Source organism: Dyadobacter sp. 676 (assembly GCF_040448675.1).
Classification (GTDB): Bacteria; Bacteroidota; Bacteroidia; order Cytophagales; family Spirosomataceae; genus Dyadobacter.
This window is the reverse complement of record NZ_CP159289.1, coordinates 4,595,866-4,611,159: the sequence shown is the minus strand read 5'-3', so window position 1 is coordinate 4,611,159 and position 15,294 is coordinate 4,595,866. Positions and strand designations below refer to the sequence as shown.

Genomic DNA, 15,294 nt, shown 5'->3' with positions numbered 1-15,294 from the left:
TTTTGCCAATTGTAAATCAAAAAAGAATGTCCGAAGATCCCGTTGAAATTACCTCCGAAGAGGACGATTTATTTGAACATTACCGCATTGTCGCCGACAAGGGACAAAGCCTGATGCGGCTCGATAAATACCTGAATCTTCACGTCGCGAACGCTTCCAGGACAAAAATACAAAACGGCATCGAAGCCGAGGCCGTTCGGGTAAATGGCCAGCCCACAAAGGCCAGCTACAAGGTGAAGCCGTTCGATGTAATCACGCTTTCGCTACCCCAGCCGCCGCGCGATACGGAGATTGTCCCCGAAAACATTCCGCTCAATATTATTTATGAGGACGACGTGTTACTGATCGTCAACAAACCCGCAGGAATGGTTGTCCACCCGGCGTATGGCAACTGGACAGGCACGCTTATTAACGGCCTGGTGTACCATTTCCAGCAGCTTCCTACCGGCAGAAACGGGGAAGGTCGTCCTGGACTTGTCCACCGGATCGACAAAGACACCTCAGGGCTGCTGGTGATCGCTAAAACCGAATTTGCCATGACATTCCTCGCAAGCCAGTTCGCCGACCATTCAATCGAACGTACCTATCATGCATTAATCTGGGGGGAACCCAAGGCCGAAAAAGGCACCATTACCGGCCATATCGGGCGTAGCGCGCGCGACAGGCGCGTTATGGACGTGTATACGGACGGCAGCCAGGGAAAACATGCCGTCACGCATTATGAGGTTATCAAACCGCTTCGGTATGTGTCGCTCATCAAATGCAATCTCGAAACGGGCCGTACGCATCAAATCCGCGCGCATATGAAGCATATCGGGCACCCTATTTTCAACGATCCGATGTATGGAGGCGATAAAATCGTGAGAGGTGTTTCCAGCGGAAGTTACAAGGCAATGGTGGAGAACGGTTTCAGCCTTCTCCCCGGCCAGGCGTTGCATGCGAAATCCCTCGGTTTTGTTCACCCGATTACCCGCCAATGGATCCAGTTCGACACCGATTTGCCGGAAAACTTCCAGGCGATCCTCGAAAAATGGGAAAACTATGTGAACTATCAGTAGTAAATAGTATATTCTCGATTCTTAACCTTTCTAATTAATAAACCGCTTATCATGAATATTTCGACCAGGCAGGGGACAGCAGAGGATATACCCGCAATTTTTGAATTGGTAAAAGAGCTCGCGATTTATGAAAGGGCTTTGAACCAGGTGACCAACAACGTCGACAAAATGACCCGCGACTACAACGAGAAGTTGTTCGATTTCTTCGTTGCCGAAGTGGACTCAAAAATCATCGGGCTCTGTCTTTATTATTATCGTTACTCGACCTGGAAAGGAAAGCGGCTCTACATGGAGGATATTATTGTGACCGAATCGATGCGGGGCAACGGCATCGGCAAGATCCTCTTCGACGCAACCGTCGCTTCGGCCAAGAAAACCGGCTGCACGGGAATGATGTGGCAGGTGCTCGACTGGAATACGTCGGCCGTGAACTTTTACCGTAAGTACGGCACCAACTTCGATAATGAGTGGATCAATTGCAACCTGGATTTTTAAGAGCTGCAAGAATAAAAACGGCCGGGCTGTACGGCTCCGGCCGTCCTGTTATCATTTCAGCAGGTCCGGCCTTCTCTCCTTTGTTCTTTTAAGCGACTGCTCATAACGCCACTCCTCAATTTTGGCTTCATGCCCCGACATCAGTATTTCCGGCACCTTATGTCCTTCGAAATCAGCCGGTCGGGAATACACCGGCGGCGCCAGCAAGTTGTCCTGAAATGAGTCGGTCAACGCGGACGTTTCATCATTCAAAACACCTGGGATAAGCCGGATAATAGCGTCTGAAAGCACGGCTGCCGCCAATTCTCCTCCCGACAGTACGTAATCGCCAATGCTGATTTCCTTCGTCACGAACAAATCGCGCACGCGCTGGTCCACGCCTTTGTAATGCCCGCAAAGCATCATCAGATTTTCTTTCAATGAAAGCTGATTAACCATTCGCTGCTGCATCTGCTCGCCGTCGGGAGTCAGGTATATGATCTCGTCGTACTCCCGTTCCGCTTGTAACGCACGAATACAACGCGCGATCGGCTCGATCTGTAACACCATGCCCGCTCCACCACCGAAAGCGTAGTCATCTATGGTGCGATGCTTGTTGGTGGAATAATCGCGAATGTCGTGGACCACTACTTCCACGTGGTTGGCCTGCTGCGCCCTTTTCAGGATAGAATGAGCAAAGAAGCTGTCGAGCAGACCAGGAACACACGTCAATATATCAATCCGCATCGTCGGGAACACTTTCAGATGAGTTATCCAGATAAACTTCAAGCAGGCCTTCCGGCAGATTAACCAGCAGCGATTTGGCGGCCTTATCGGCCCTGATGACAATGTCGTTTGCAGTTGGAATCAGTACTTCTGAACCCTGGTAATCCATCGCGATCAGATCCTGGCCGTTCAACGAATATACTTCCCGAACGGTACCCAGCTCTCCTTTCATTTCGTCAACTACCCTGAACCCCTTGATTTCGTGATAATAAAACTCGTCGTCGCCGAGCTCAGCCAGTTCATCCAGCGGCAGATACAACGAGTTTCCTACCAGTGTTTGGGCTTTTTCAATGGTGTCGACATCCTCGAAGGTCACGATCGCATTGCTTTGTTTCTGCAAATTGATGTCTTCGATAAAATAGGGCACCAGTTCGCCCTTCATCTCGATATAAACCGTTTCCAGATCTTCGTATTCATCCGGATAATCCACATCCAGGTAAATCACCACATTACCGGCAGTTCCGTGTGTCCGCACGATATAGCCCAATAAATAACAGTTGTCCTGTGTCATTTGCGGGGTTTAAAAGTTGGTTCTATATAAAACAATATGAGTCTGTACGGAAACCCGACAGACCCATAGCGTAATGTATGTAACATTAAATTATTCTGCTGACTCTTCTGCCGGAGCTTCTGCTGCATCAGCAGCTTCATCAGCCACATCTTCGCTAGCCGCTTCTTCCGCAGGAGGCGTGTTTTTCTTGGCGATTGCCTCGGCACGGGCTTCGTTAACTTTACGTTCAGCATCCAGTTTCGCTTTTTTCTCAGCGTCTTTTTTCTGTGCCAAAGTATCGGCTGCGGTAGCTTTACGATCCGTTTTCGAGCTTTTCCATTCTTCGAAACGTGAATCGGCAACTTCTTGTGTGATAGCACCCTTCAAAACACCTACTTGCAGGTGCTTGCGGAGCAATACACCTTCGTGCTGCAAAATGGAACGTGCCGTATCCGTTGGCTGTGCCCCTTTTAAAAGCCAGTCAACCGCTTTGTCTGATTCCAGAACGATGGAAGCAGGGTTGGTACCAGGGTTATAAAGACCCAATTTTTCGATGAAGCGACCATCACGTGGTGCTCTGGCATCTGCGACTACGATATCATAGATCGCTTTCTTTTTGCGTCCCCGACGCGCTAATCTGATTTTAACTGCCATTTGTGAATTTGTTATGGTTGGGAACTCGTCCCGTAATTAAACAGGGTGCAAAGGTAGACAAATTTTCCGGGTTTTCGATATGAGGCAAATAAAAAAAGGGAGACAATTTCTTGCCTCCCTTCCGGTGCATTTTGTTCCGGTTACTAGCGGCGGAAACCAGCCGGATAAGTAGAGCGGATTGTATTGTTTGGCAGGATCTTGATCTCAACACGACGGTTGGATTGGAGACCTTCCACAGTTGTGTTTTCTGCGATCGGGCGGTACTCGCCGTAGTACTCGGTGATGATACGGCTGGGATCTGTCAGACCGGCGCGAACCAGGAAGCGTTTAGCTGCATCCACACGGCGGCGTGACAGGGATACGTTATAGCTATCCGAAGCACGGGCATCGGTGTGACCTACGAGTACAATGCGGCAGTTGGTACGCATATTCAACAGTTCAACCACTTTGCTGAGTGTTTCTTTCGACGCATTGCGGATAATCGCCTTGTCTGTGTCGAATTCGATGTTGCTGAACAATGCTTCGCATTCGTCTTTCGGCAGGTTGTTTTTGATAGCGTCGCGGATAATCTTGTCGATATCCAACGCAACACCACCACCCGAAACGATGCTACCGGCAGGCGTATTTGCTTCTTTATCGAAGAGGTCGGCTACGCCGTCGCCGTCGGAGTCGGTATAAAGACGTGGGTCAACCGGCTTAGGCATGTTGGCTTTCGCGATTGAATCCGCGTCGTTCATAGTCGGATTGTAAGGAACCGGGATCAGCTGTTGCGGGTTAGCCCAACGCAGGTGGTAACGGCCGGCAGCGGCGTCGTATTTGCCATCTTTCGCTCTTACAGCGTTTTTACCCAGTTTATAGGTCAATGCGAGGGAAACAAATCCGTAAGCATCTTTTCTGGAATCACCCTTTGCGAAGGTCCAGATACCCTGCTGCGTAACGTAATCACTCACATCGCCTACGGTTGCATCCAGTTTCTCGGTATTTACAAAGTCGTGCGTGTAGTCGATACCCAGGTCGAACCGGGAAGAAAGTTCGTAGTGCAGTGCAAAACCTACCGGAACTACCCATTCACGTGTGTAAGTTGATCCGTTACGCTCCCATTTCCCGGCCGTTTTGGAGCTGGCGTCGGTGTTGGTTGAAAAACTACCGTCAATTCCCTTGGTTACGTTGGTATAATCGATGTCGGTGTGGTAATAAATGATACCCCCTCCCAAATGCGCATCCAGTTTCCAGCGGCGGAATTTGTTATAGCCCAGCAGCAAACGGTTCACATTCAATGTTCCATCCAACGTCAATTGAACAAACGACGGGCTATTGAAAGTGGCGCTATACGTATCACCGGTCAACGAGCTGTAATGATTATCTTTGGCACCTTGCAAACGGCCATTGACGCCGGTCAGCTGGATACCAAAAAGTGGCGTAAGCTGCTTGTTCACTGAAAGCCCCCACGCACCTGTCAATTTTTCCCGGTCTCCACGCTTGAAGCCATTGTACTGGGTCAAATCTCCGAAGAATTTTGTAATACCTCCATAACCTGTGATAGACCATGTGTTCATTTTATTAGGTCCTTCATACGTACGGTTTTGAGCGTGCGTATTGTAACTCAAGAGGGTAGAACAAAGTAAAGCAACGTAAAGATTCTTTTTCTTCATGGGAAACACGCGTTATGTGATTCAATATGCACTGTTATGTGATTCAATATGCACTGTAAATAAATTCAAAAATCAGAAAAAAAGCCAAGCCTGTAAGCCGGGTTCTGTGACTTCGATCAGAAATCTGATCTCCGCTCCTGCCATTTATCCAGGATTCCGGTCACCCGGAACCTCTAACGACCTACCCGTGCCGGCGCCCCGAAAGGACAGGGACGAGTAGCCCCGTAAACCGACACCTATTTGGTCTTTCAGCCCGTAAGGTTTACCATGCATTCCCTGTCACCAGGAAACCGGTGGGCTCTTACTCCACCTTTTCACCCTTACCCGGGCATACAAAAAATATGCCAGGGCGGTATCTTTTCTGTGGCACTTGCTGTCAACGGACCGTCGCCGGTACGTTGCCTTCCCGTTAGGAAGTACGGCACTCTATGCTGCCCGGACTTTCCTCCCCGGTTTAAAAAACCGCAGCGGCAGGACGGCTTAGACCTTTCCTCTGACCACAAAGCTAAGAAATACTTTCTTTCGATCAGCAGTCAATATACCATAAAAAGTAAAAAAAAATGGCACTTACGCTGATTATTGTACAAATTTTTGGTCAGATCCCTTTCAATCCGGCAACTTTTAAATTGACCTTTCCCGTTGCAAACACAACAGAATAAAGATGTTTCGGAGTGAGGTAAACTTTATCCGGCACAATATCGGAAAGTATTCCCTTTACAACTACACCTTCGGTGACTTTATAATTGGAAAGCGTTTTCCGGATAGTGTTTTTAGCATCGGCGATCTGATCGCCTACGGGGAATACCATCTTTCTTTCCATTATCCTGCTGAATTGCCCCTGTAACAGCCAGCCGGCTGTTCTTACGATCGTGTTCCTTGTATCTAAGTCGTAATCCAGCCCTCTCAGCGATAATTGCTGTGTTGCAGGGTCGTAATAAGGGACTCCTTTCAGATAAATATCTCCGTTAATGCTTCCTTTGAGGCCTGCCTTGATGACGAGCCGGTCGTTCTGTCCGTACATATCGATGGAAGTAACCTCCACATGGTATTTTCCCCCCCAGAAAAGAGAATTTTTCTCCCGTAAACTGTTTCGCAGCCAGCCGTGCGGCGTCTTCATAGGACACCAGGCTGATCAACCCGATCTTGAAATCGTCCCGCACTTTGTCAACGATCTGCAAGTCCGGCAGCTTCTGTAACGGAGGCACTGCGGGCTTCTCTGCTGACGTAATAGTTTGCGTATAACCTTTAATGCCGATTACCGAACGGAGAACATTGTTTTTCGCGAGCAAAGGTGTCATCTCTACGCCGGTAGGTACGATCACCAGCCAGGTATCGTACTCCTTCGAGAGCATGACCGGCTGCCGGGCAATGTTCCAGGCCAGTTCCGCATTCTTTCTGAGTTCCAGATTGGAAGCGACCTGCTCGTCGATTGCGTCGGTAATTTTCTCGAAGTTCCTGTTCAGCATGCGGCTCACCATGCCCTTGATCGGGATGTTGATACCCGCTACGCGAATGCTCGGCTCGCTGATCCAGTCATAGCTGTCGACATACGTCTCCGACCTGATCTGCCACGACGGCAAAATACCGATCCTGGAAATCAGCCTGATGCGGATCGAGAATTCGGTGTCCTTGTAACCCGACATCGTCATGCCAAGCGGACTGATCTTATACCCCGCACTCACCCAGATTTTCAACGGAACTTCAAAAAGAAAGGAAGAATCGATCGCCACTATTTTAATAGGACTGATTTTCCAGACCTTGGCTTTCAGGTTATCGTTATTTTCGTCCTCATAGCTGTTATCGTCGTAAATCAATCCGGTGATCTTGTTGTTGATCTGCGCCTCGATCTCCTCCACCGGGATTTCCACAGGCAAATTCAGCACCGACAGGTGTTTTTCGTTCTGAATCTCCTTATCCGAATATTTGTATTCTTCCATAGGGGCCTTAGGGGAGGTTTTTCGGGAACCGCAACTCCAAAAGACGAATGCTGCCAGCACGATTATACCAAAATAACCGCGCCTGCCAGATATTTTACCTGATTTTGACGAGGGTTGCACCGTATCCGAATTTCTCTTTTAACGCGTCCTTAAAAAATTGCACGTGCTGGTTCTTGCCCAGCCTGCGGTGCAGCTCGTTTTTCAATGCACCGCTACCTGCACCATGTATAAAGGTAATTTCGTCCATTCCATTGGCGATGGCCGATTCCAGGTTGCTTTCAAAAACATCCAGTTGTTTTTTCAGGATCGTGTCGCTGGACAGGCTTTTGTGATTGTCAACCAGCTTTTCGATGTGCAGATCGACCACCTGCTCCGGTTTGGAAAGGCTGTTTTGTTCAGGGGCCGATTGCCCCAGCATACTGGCCTTGATTTCGCCTGCAATATCTTCGGAAATGCCGGGCACCTCCCGTTTCAGGTTTTCCTCGTCCAGTTGATATACAAACCCGTCCTTCCCCAGCACAGGCACCTTACCTTTGTTTTTATAAAACGATTGCGCCCGACAGCGGATACGTTTGTTCAATGCGAGCGGCAACTGATGACTACCTTCACGGAAATACAGCATTTTAACATCAAATACCGGCCACGACTCGAAATCTTTCATCAGCACTTCGGCCAGTTTTTGCGAAGACCGCGGTTGCAGCACACCCGCCGCCAGTCCGGTACTCACTGATTCGGAAGTGGCTGCGGCTGTGAATGGCAAAATCCAGTCGGTGTTGTTGATCACATGGACCGTCAACGCACGGTCGTTTACAGAAATGAATGCCAGGTAAATACCTTTTTCCGCAAATGGTGCGTTGCGCGGTACAACGCCTTCCGCGCGGCCCGCTACTTTCTTCGGCTCGTCCGTTTTTACCATCCGCTGCGATTCCACAGGGGAAATGGTCACGATTTCATTTCGCAGGACCGGAATGCGAAACCCGTCCTCTATTTCGATTTCAACCACATTCCCAGGCAGAAATGCATAAATGACACCCTCTTCCCTGCCGTGCACCAATCGTACTCTATCTCCGATATTCATATAATAAATGTTGCTTTTAGTGATCCGAACCAGTTTGTTCAGACGGTTCTTAAAAATAAAACGGTTTGAAATCGACGCCTTTGCCGCTGAACTGCAATGCGGGAGCCGGGATTTTAAGCGAGTTCGCAAGGAAACCCAGCGCTTTAACAAACTTGTTCCGCGTTTTGATCTTCGTCAGATCGATATCCAGCGATAAGTAATACTGCCGGTATGGCCGGTACCCCATTTCGATGCTCTTGCCGGGCTCGGCCGAAACCATATTTTGAATACCATAGCCCACTGAAATACAAAGCCAGGCCGGCCAGGCCGATCCTTTGAAAAAGGACTTTGGGCTTGTCGACAGCCAGTAGGTCTGGCCGTTGTAGTCTTTCAGCCACCGCTCCGACCAGCTGCTTCCCAACAATTCCGGTCGCACCCGTGCAAGCGAAGTGTAATGGAACGAGAACTTGGGCTGTATACGAACTTCGTCCCACAAAGCTACCTGCCCCAGGTACAGCGCCGACCCGGTAATGTTTGCGATCATATCGCCCGGCGAAAAACCGTAATCGGGCGAGAAGCCGTCCAGTATTTCAATGGGTGTCTGGAAAATAACACCCGAAATTGCGCCGTAAACGAGCATTTGGCGCTTCGAAATACCTGTTTTGTTATACAACGCGGCAGTGTGGCGGGCAATTTGGTACGATGTGTAAAGGTGCCCCATTTTGTCCATTTGTAACCACTCGTAAGAATCGTCCTCGACGGTAAATTTCGTCAGCTTGTTCTTATACCACGATTTGCTGAGACCGTACAATGTACCCAGGTAAACAGCCGACTGCGCCGCAAAAATGCCGCGCAGCATCTTATAATTGGGCCTCTGCCCGGGCACGGAGTCGTGCGCGAGCGTATCGGCGGGCGGTACCTGCGCGTGCACGGGCAGCAGCGTCCCCGCCAGCAGGCATATCAGTAAGCAATGAAGAGTAAAACGCATTCGATCATACCGGGACCGGAGATTAATAACCGCCATGGTATTTTCTCAGTCCCCATTCCACGCCCAGCAACACCACGAGCAGGAAGAACAGCCATTTCAGATAGATCAGTTCAACCATATCTTCGGTGCTGTCGAGCCTGTCGGCCGGGCGGTCGGTTTTTAATTTTTGAATAAATTGTTGCAGCGATGCCGGTGTCATAAACGTACCGCCCGATCGCCTCGCAAGGTCCCGGAGCATTCCGAAATCCGCCGTTGTATTGCTCAGCTCGATGTCTGCATTCCGGATCACAAACTGACCCGAAACGCTCTCCTGCCTGCCTTTCAAAGTAGCCGAAGCGGCATACCGGTAAACTCCCTCATCCAGCCCGCTCACATTGAACCGCGGCGTTTCCCGTGTGTGTGTGTAGGTAAATTGCCTGCTTTTTCCTTTCTCATCGACCAGATCCAGCTTTACTTCCTGACCAAAAATCGGCTCGTAAATATCGTTATAAATCTCCGTCTGGAACGAAACCTGTTCGCCGGCGTCGAACTCGTTGCTGATCGGATAAACGCGGAACTTCCTGCGATCTTCCTTCACCGAAAGTACCTGGATCAGCTTCTGGAAAAGGTTGTCGACCACTTCCTGCTTATTGGTTTGTGCAAATTCCTCCTGCCGCCATTGCCAAATCCCCTCTCCCGCAAGCACGGCGGTTTTCTGGTCGCCATTGGTGTTCAGTACCAGCAACGGCTTGTTGGTATTCAGCGTCCCTACTTTCTGGTACAGGATCGTCTCCGTCCCCGACGAAACGTTATATTCGCCGAAAGGCACCGAAAGCGGCGGCAGGCGTTCGAGTAATTTCAGGCTCTCGGCATCCAGGTTAAGCTGGGAATAAGACGGATTGAATCGCGCCGTTACCTTGTCGGTCTGGTTATTGGCCGCGGCGTTGATGAATAACGACCGGTTCAGCGAGCTGGCCAGCGGTACAGCGGATTGGTTTCCCAGAATAAAGAAAAGCGGCGTTTTGGCATCGACGAACTTGCGGACCTGCGCATTGCCCAACCCCAGAACATTGGGAATCTGGTGTAGAATAACAAGGTCGTACGGCTTGGCAGCAGTCGGAGGGTTATTGGCAATGGATAAAATATGGATATCCAGCTCATAGTTGTCATTTGCTTCGATCAGGCTGCGAAGGCTCTTGATGTCCGGATGCGGCGCAAGGGCCATTAGCAATATCTTCTGCCGGCCGTCGATGATATCGATGTACACGTCTTTCCGGTTATTCCGGCTCGAAGTTTCACCCGAAACCACACCGAGTTCGATCGTGTAATGCTGAACGCCTTTCTGTGCGGAGGAAGTTTTGAAATCGAATGCCTTGAAATAATCCGGACGGTCGATTACGACCGGCTGGCTCTGGATTATTCGACCATTTTGCTTCAAAGTCACCGTTGTGCTTTTGCCTTGCAGGCCATTGGCGGCAATTTCCGCGCGGATCGGAAATTCATTACCCAGGTAAGCAATGCGGTTGCTCACGACATCTTTTACCCTTATATCGAGCTTAGGCACCGAATCGCCCACCGCCAGCGTGTTCACCCTGAACGGGTAACGGTTGTAGGCAGGTGAAACGCCCTGGTTCACGATCCCGTCAGAGAGCAGGATCACATCCGTCAGGTTTCTGCCTTCGAAGTTGGTCCGGACAGTTTGTAGGAGCCCCGCCAGGTTGGTTTTGTTTTGATTAAATGCGAGGGAATCCGCATCGGGTCGGGTGCCGTCCAGCGATTCTACGGTCACCTCGAATCCCGAATCATTCAACTCGCGGGCGGCCGCCTTCACCTGCGCCATCGCAGCCTGTCCATATTTCCCGACCGATTCGGAGTTATCTATCGCGAAAACGATTTTGGCTTTGTCAACGGAAGTTTGCGTACGCCGCACGAGCGGGCTCAGCAGAAGGAAGCAAATCAATGCAACCACAACTCCCCGCACAGCCGCCAGTGCATAATTCAGTTTCCTACCCCAGGCCGGTTGCGGCTGATACAGCAACCAGGCATAGGCCAGGCCCGCAAGCACACAGAAAATGATGAACCAGTAAGGGGTTTGGAATATGAGTTCTGACCGCATGTGTTGGGATTCAATAGCTGGCGACGTTCCAATATACGACGAAACCGCCAGCTATTTACTAACGAAGAAAGACTCTATGTTAACATACCGCCGTCAACCTGGATTACCTGGCCGGTGATGTAGCGCGACATGTCGGAAGCGAGGAACACGCAGGCATCCGCAACTTCCTCGGGCTGGCCGCCGCGTTTCATCGGGATCGACTGTTTCCAGTCCTCTACCGCCTTCGCATCTACGGCGTCGGTCATTTCCGTTTCGATAAACCCGGGCGCCACCGCATTCGAGCGGATATTCCTGGAACCCAGCTCCAACGCGATAGATTTGGTAAAACCGATAATACCGGCTTTGGACGCAGCGTAGTTCGACTGCCCCGCGTTGCCACGTATACCGACTACCGACGTAATATTGATGATCGACCCGCTTTTGGCACGGATCATGGATTTCGTAGCGGCTTTGGTAAGGTTAAAAACCGATTTCAGATTGATGTTGATCACCGTGTCCCATTGCTCCTCGCTCATGCGCATCAGCAGCCCGTCGCGGGTAACGCCAGCATTGTTGATGAGTACGTCCAGCTTCCCGAAGTCAGCGATTACGTCGGTGACGAGCTGGTCGGCGGCCTGAAAATCGGACGCATCCGAACGATAGCCTTTGGCTTTCACCCCGAAAGCTTCGAGCTCTCTTGCCAGGGCTTCGCCTTTTTCGACGCTGGACAGATAGGTAAATGCGACATCGGCACCTTCCTGAGCCAGGCGCAACGCGATCGAACGTCCGATACCCCGCGAGGCTCCTGTTACCAATGCAACTTTATTTGCTACTAACTTCATAAATAGGATTAGAATCTGTCAAAATATATACTGGCGGCAAAAATAGGATATTGGGCAGTAACCGGCAAATAAACAGCTTATGGTACTTTATGATAAAATGACGTAATATTCAGGCAAAAAACCTTCTCCAACCATTTAACTTACACTATCATGAGCACTACAAATACCCAGAAAACCTCGGGAGCCTTTATTGCCGCGTCCTGGATCGCGTTGGGCGTGGGCATGGCCGGCTTCATTATCGGCCTCTGGCGGTCCGAAATGCTGCTGAGCGAAAAGGGATATTATTTTACGGTATTGATGTACGGGCTTTTCGCTGCGGTATCCGTCCAGAAGAGCGTCCGCGACCGACTGGAAGGCATTCCCGTAACGGCCATTTACTACGGTATCAGCTGGTTTTCGACCATCCTCGCGATTGTACTGCTTGTTGTAGGCCTGTGGAACGCGACATTGCTGCCAAGCGAAAAAGGCTTTTACGCGTTCGCATTTCTGCTAGGCATCTTCGGCGCTATCGCAGTTCAGAAAAATACGCGCGATATGCAGATTTTCGAATCCGGCAGCTCATTTTCCAAACCTTCTGATCAATGACGCTGTTAAGCCGTTACGTGTAAATTTTTGAATTTAAAACTCAGGTAATGGCAGAAACAACTAAAACAGCCCTGATTACAGGTGGTTCCAAAGGAATTGGATACGGCATTGCCGAAGCGCTGATCCGCGACGGTATCCGCGTAGCGATTACAAGCCGCTCGCAGCAGAATGCCGACGAGGCCGCGAAAACGCTGAACAAAATCCGGGACGGCTACGCATTGCCCATCGAATCGGATGTGAGAAACCTGGCCTCGCAGGAAAAGGCCGTACAAACCGTGATCGACCAATGGGGCCGCCTCGACTATTTTATCGCCAACGCAGGCGTGGGCCATTTCGCACCCATTCAGGAGTTAAGCGCCGAACTCTGGCAGGAAACGATCGATATCAACCTGACCGGCGTGTTTTACAGTGCCAAAGCGTCGATTGCCGCTTTGACCGAGTCAAAAGGTTATTTTATCAACATTGCGAGTCTGGCCGGCACCAATTTCTTTGCAAACGGGACAGCCTATAATGCCAGCAAATTCGGTCTGGTGGGCTTTACGCAAGCCATGATGCTCGACGTCCGCAATGCAGGCGTGAAGGTAACGACCATCATGCCGGGCTCGGTCGCGACCGAGTTCAATAACCATCAGCCTTCGGAGAAAGATGCCTGGAAAATCCAGCCGGAAGACATTGGACAGATCGTCTCGGACCTGATTAAAATGCCGGCGCGGACGCTGCCGAGTAAAATCGAGGTTCGCCCTACCACACCGAAATAAGTTCCGTTTGGGGATTTATGGTCAGGTGTGGTCAAGTGTTGTCAAGTGTAGTCAGGTATGGTCAGATAGTCAGGTGTGGTCAAGTATTGTCAAGTGTAGTCAGGTGTGGTCAAGTATTGTCAAGTGTAGTCAGGTATTGTCAGAGGTGGCCTCTCTCCTCACCATACCTGACATTAATAACAACACTTGACTACACCTGACTACTAATGACCACACCTGACTATTTCTGACTACTTCTGCCCCTGGGCCGAGATGCATAAAGCGAGAACATCAACCCGCAAGCAGCAAGCAGCAGCAAAGGAACTTTGTATAAAATCAACAAGGTAAGCCCCACAAATCCGAACAAGAACACTTGCATGGCATTTTCCGGCAGTCCTGCTCTTTTATATAAATAGAGGTGGGAGACTATGAGGATCGTTAAGCCCAGCAGGTACAACTGTGCCACCTCCGCAAAGCCGAGGGCACCACTACGAAGCATCACCACCGTTTCGGGGACAATCAGCACCAAATGCGCCACAACTACCCTGCCCCAACGCTTCCAGACCGGCACAGGCAGCGACCGGGCCCAAAGCCAGATTTCAGCTTCCCATTGGTATAACTCCAGCGAAAGGCCTATGTTGAGCAAATACGCCAGCGACATGCCTATCGCAGGCATTCGAATGTCGTATTCGCCCGTACTGTAATAAAGCATTGTTCCGGCTGCTACCAGCATTGCCCCAAGTTTACCTACTAATAAGGTAATCCCACGCTCGCGCATGAGCCACTCCATCGACCAATAAAGCCACGATTTCGGACGTGGAAATGGCCACTGTAATATGCTTTTACGCTTCGCAGCCACATATAAAAGCGGCGTTCGAATGCGCCATTCCGCTGCAAGCGCGAGCATTATGATTAATACAATGTAAAAGGGAATAACCGGCCACAGCCACACCAGCAGCTTATCCTGAATGGCGATGATGAGCAGGTAAATGCCGTAGTATAGAATAGGCTGCAGAAAGCCGAGTGCCTGAATGGCAAACCGCCGCATGCGTAGCTGCGCGGGCCACATGCGAGCGTGATAAATGAAGGTATATTCCGGCAGTTTCCAGGTATTAATCAGAAATTGAGCACACAACAGGCTATAAATCAACCAAATCACAAAAAGAGCAAGCATTCCGTAAGTTCCGGTCAGGAAAAACACCGCGAATGCATGGTGCTCGTTGGCGCTCAAAAACCCGAAAAGTACGCCGAGCAACACGAGGAACATGCCGGCCCGCTGCCTGAAAAAAGCCGAAACGGTGGAAACCAGCAGCATTTTCATAGCGCATCCGTAGCCATGAGCGTTTTGTCCTTTAACCTGAAACTTTGGGAAACATGCAACCCCTCCTGCTCGAAAAGCTGGTGAGACGATAGCAGGAATGTGACGCCATTCCGATGATAGTCTTTGATGAGTTGGAAGAGAACTTCCCGAGCCTCGCGGTCGATGGTAATGAGCGGCTCGTCGAGGATGATAACCGAAGGGGTTCCCAAAAACGCGAGCAACAGCGACACCTTTTTAACCATCCCGCTGGAACAACTGCCAAATGGGTTTTGCAGATAGTTGATCCCGAACGCCTCCACAAGCATTTCGCTTTGCGCCGCGGGCGCTTTTTGCGCTTCGCCGACAAATGCGATCAGATCGGCGGGCGTCAGAAATGACGGATAGAGCGGCTCCGCCTCGCCGTGGTTCATGCGTAGCCGGTAATCGACGGGGTCCTTCTTCAGGTCATACCGGCCATCGAGCCGGACGGTGCCTTCAAAAGGCAGCATCCCCGCCAGCGTTCTGAAAAGCGTCGATTTCCCCGCACCGTTTTCTCCCTGAATCCAGTAGATTCCCCTTTCAATTCCAAACGAAGGAATCGAAAGGATTTCCCGCTCTCCATAGCGTTGCCTCAACTGATTGATTTCGAGAACCATCTGT

At 50.4% G+C, this 15,294-nt stretch carries 16 protein-coding genes and 1 other RNA gene; 4 read left to right on the top strand and 13 right to left on the bottom strand.

The window, feature by feature from the left end; all coding sequences use genetic code 11:
• Positions 1-26 precede the first annotated feature (26 nt).
• Positions 27-1,058, top strand: coding sequence for an RluA family pseudouridine synthase (locus tag ABV298_RS20615; RefSeq protein WP_353718053.1), 1,032 nt, complete (start codon positions 27-29; stop codon positions 1,056-1,058).
• A gap of 51 nt (positions 1,059-1,109) precedes the next feature.
• The gene (locus ABV298_RS20610; RefSeq protein ID WP_353718052.1) at positions 1,110-1,553 is read left to right on the top strand and encodes a GNAT family N-acetyltransferase; all 444 of its coding nucleotides are present in this window, start codon (positions 1,110-1,112) and stop codon (positions 1,551-1,553) included.
• A gap of 51 nt (positions 1,554-1,604) precedes the next feature.
• Here the strand turns inward: ABV298_RS20610 and trmD are convergent, their stop codons facing one another.
• From trmD to fabG, 11 genes are all read right to left on the bottom strand, one after another.
• Positions 1,605-2,279, bottom strand: a complete 675-nt coding sequence (gene trmD, locus ABV298_RS20605; RefSeq protein WP_353718051.1) for a tRNA (guanosine(37)-N1)-methyltransferase TrmD — start codon at positions 2,277-2,279, stop codon at positions 1,605-1,607.
• A complete protein-coding gene (gene rimM / locus ABV298_RS20600) occupies positions 2,269-2,829 on the bottom strand; it encodes a ribosome maturation factor RimM (protein ID WP_353718050.1) in 561 nt (186 codons plus the stop codon). Before rimM ends, trmD begins: the two co-directional genes overlap by 11 nt.
• A gap of 90 nt (positions 2,830-2,919) precedes the next feature.
• The gene (locus ABV298_RS20595) at positions 2,920-3,462 is read right to left on the bottom strand and encodes a 30S ribosomal protein S16 (protein ID WP_353718049.1); all 543 of its coding nucleotides are present in this window, start codon (positions 3,460-3,462) and stop codon (positions 2,920-2,922) included.
• A 143-nt stretch (positions 3,463-3,605) separates the two neighbouring features.
• Positions 3,606-5,018 (bottom strand): OmpA family protein, encoded by a 1,413-nt coding sequence (locus ABV298_RS20590; RefSeq protein ID WP_353718048.1) that lies wholly within the window; start codon positions 5,016-5,018, stop codon positions 3,606-3,608.
• Positions 5,019-5,191: 173 nt separating this feature from the next.
• Positions 5,192-5,601: RNase P RNA component class A (rnpB, locus tag ABV298_RS20585), an RNA gene on the bottom strand.
• A 108-nt stretch (positions 5,602-5,709) separates the two neighbouring features.
• Positions 5,710-6,156, bottom strand: coding sequence for a DUF4403 family protein (locus ABV298_RS20580; RefSeq protein WP_353718047.1), 447 nt, complete (start codon positions 6,154-6,156; stop codon positions 5,710-5,712).
• Positions 6,080-7,051: a DUF4403 family protein gene (locus ABV298_RS20575; RefSeq protein WP_353718046.1), complete on the bottom strand. Its 972-nt coding sequence runs from the start codon at positions 7,049-7,051 to the stop codon at positions 6,080-6,082. The genes ABV298_RS20580 and ABV298_RS20575 overlap by 77 nt, the downstream gene beginning before the upstream one ends.
• A gap of 94 nt (positions 7,052-7,145) precedes the next feature.
• Positions 7,146-8,129: a DUF2027 domain-containing protein gene (locus tag ABV298_RS20570; protein WP_353718045.1), complete on the bottom strand. Its 984-nt coding sequence runs from the start codon at positions 8,127-8,129 to the stop codon at positions 7,146-7,148.
• Between the two features lie 49 nt (positions 8,130-8,178).
• Positions 8,179-9,096 carry a DUF2279 domain-containing protein gene (locus tag ABV298_RS20565; protein ID WP_353718044.1) on the bottom strand — a complete coding sequence of 306 codons (918 nt, stop codon included), beginning with the start codon at positions 9,094-9,096 and terminating at the stop codon, positions 8,179-8,181.
• 22 nt (positions 9,097-9,118) lie between these two features.
• A complete protein-coding gene (locus tag ABV298_RS20560; RefSeq protein WP_353718043.1) occupies positions 9,119-11,191 on the bottom strand; it encodes a VWA domain-containing protein in 2,073 nt (690 codons plus the stop codon).
• Between the two features lie 74 nt (positions 11,192-11,265).
• Positions 11,266-12,012 (bottom strand): 3-oxoacyl-[acyl-carrier-protein] reductase, encoded by a 747-nt coding sequence (gene fabG / locus ABV298_RS20555; RefSeq protein WP_353718042.1) that lies wholly within the window; start codon positions 12,010-12,012, stop codon positions 11,266-11,268.
• 150 nt (positions 12,013-12,162) lie between these two features.
• Between fabG and yiaA the strand changes: the two genes are divergently transcribed.
• Together yiaA and ABV298_RS20545 are read left to right on the top strand one after the other, a co-directional pair.
• Positions 12,163-12,597: an inner membrane protein YiaA gene (gene yiaA, locus ABV298_RS20550; protein ID WP_353718041.1), complete on the top strand. Its 435-nt coding sequence runs from the start codon at positions 12,163-12,165 to the stop codon at positions 12,595-12,597.
• A gap of 47 nt (positions 12,598-12,644) precedes the next feature.
• Positions 12,645-13,355 carry an SDR family oxidoreductase gene (locus ABV298_RS20545; RefSeq protein ID WP_353718040.1) on the top strand — a complete coding sequence of 237 codons (711 nt, stop codon included), beginning with the start codon at positions 12,645-12,647 and terminating at the stop codon, positions 13,353-13,355.
• A 220-nt stretch (positions 13,356-13,575) separates the two neighbouring features.
• Here ABV298_RS20545 and ABV298_RS20540 read toward each other — a convergent pair whose 3' ends face one another.
• Positions 13,576-14,655, bottom strand: coding sequence for a hypothetical protein (locus ABV298_RS20540; RefSeq protein WP_353718039.1), 1,080 nt, complete (start codon positions 14,653-14,655; stop codon positions 13,576-13,578).
• Positions 14,652-15,290 carry an ATP-binding cassette domain-containing protein gene (locus ABV298_RS20535; protein WP_353718038.1) on the bottom strand — a complete coding sequence of 213 codons (639 nt, stop codon included), beginning with the start codon at positions 15,288-15,290 and terminating at the stop codon, positions 14,652-14,654. Before ABV298_RS20535 ends, ABV298_RS20540 begins: the two co-directional genes overlap by 4 nt.
• Between the last annotated feature and the right edge of the window lie 4 nt (positions 15,291-15,294).

Excerpts from the sequence above, each read along its gene's own strand:
- ABV298_RS20615 (WP_353718053.1), top strand. The coding sequence starts at position 27 with ATGTCCGAAGATCCCGTTGAAATTACCTCCGAAGAGGACGATTTATTT.
- ABV298_RS20610 (WP_353718052.1), top strand. The coding sequence starts at position 1,110 with ATGAATATTTCGACCAGGCAGGGGACAGCAGAGGATATACCCGCAATT.
- trmD (WP_353718051.1), bottom strand. The coding sequence starts at position 2,279 with ATGCGGATTGATATATTGACGTGTGTTCCTGGTCTGCTCGACAGCTTC.
- rimM (WP_353718050.1), bottom strand. The coding sequence starts at position 2,829 with ATGACACAGGACAACTGTTATTTATTGGGCTATATCGTGCGGACACAC.
- ABV298_RS20595 (WP_353718049.1), bottom strand. The coding sequence starts at position 3,462 with ATGGCAGTTAAAATCAGATTAGCGCGTCGGGGACGCAAAAAGAAAGCG.
- ABV298_RS20590 (WP_353718048.1), bottom strand. The coding sequence starts at position 5,018 with ATGAACACATGGTCTATCACAGGTTATGGAGGTATTACAAAATTCTTC.
- ABV298_RS20575 (WP_353718046.1), bottom strand. The coding sequence starts at position 7,051 with ATGGAAGAATACAAATATTCGGATAAGGAGATTCAGAACGAAAAACAC.
- ABV298_RS20570 (WP_353718045.1), bottom strand. The coding sequence starts at position 8,129 with ATGAATATCGGAGATAGAGTACGATTGGTGCACGGCAGGGAAGAGGGT.
- ABV298_RS20565 (WP_353718044.1), bottom strand. The coding sequence starts at position 9,096 with ATGCGTTTTACTCTTCATTGCTTACTGATATGCCTGCTGGCGGGGACG.
- ABV298_RS20560 (WP_353718043.1), bottom strand. The coding sequence starts at position 11,191 with ATGCGGTCAGAACTCATATTCCAAACCCCTTACTGGTTCATCATTTTC.
- fabG (WP_353718042.1), bottom strand. The coding sequence starts at position 12,012 with ATGAAGTTAGTAGCAAATAAAGTTGCATTGGTAACAGGAGCCTCGCGG.
- yiaA (WP_353718041.1), top strand. The coding sequence starts at position 12,163 with ATGAGCACTACAAATACCCAGAAAACCTCGGGAGCCTTTATTGCCGCG.
- ABV298_RS20545 (WP_353718040.1), top strand. The coding sequence starts at position 12,645 with ATGGCAGAAACAACTAAAACAGCCCTGATTACAGGTGGTTCCAAAGGA.
- ABV298_RS20540 (WP_353718039.1), bottom strand. The coding sequence starts at position 14,655 with ATGAAAATGCTGCTGGTTTCCACCGTTTCGGCTTTTTTCAGGCAGCGG.
- ABV298_RS20535 (WP_353718038.1), bottom strand. The coding sequence starts at position 15,290 with ATGGTTCTCGAAATCAATCAGTTGAGGCAACGCTATGGAGAGCGGGAA.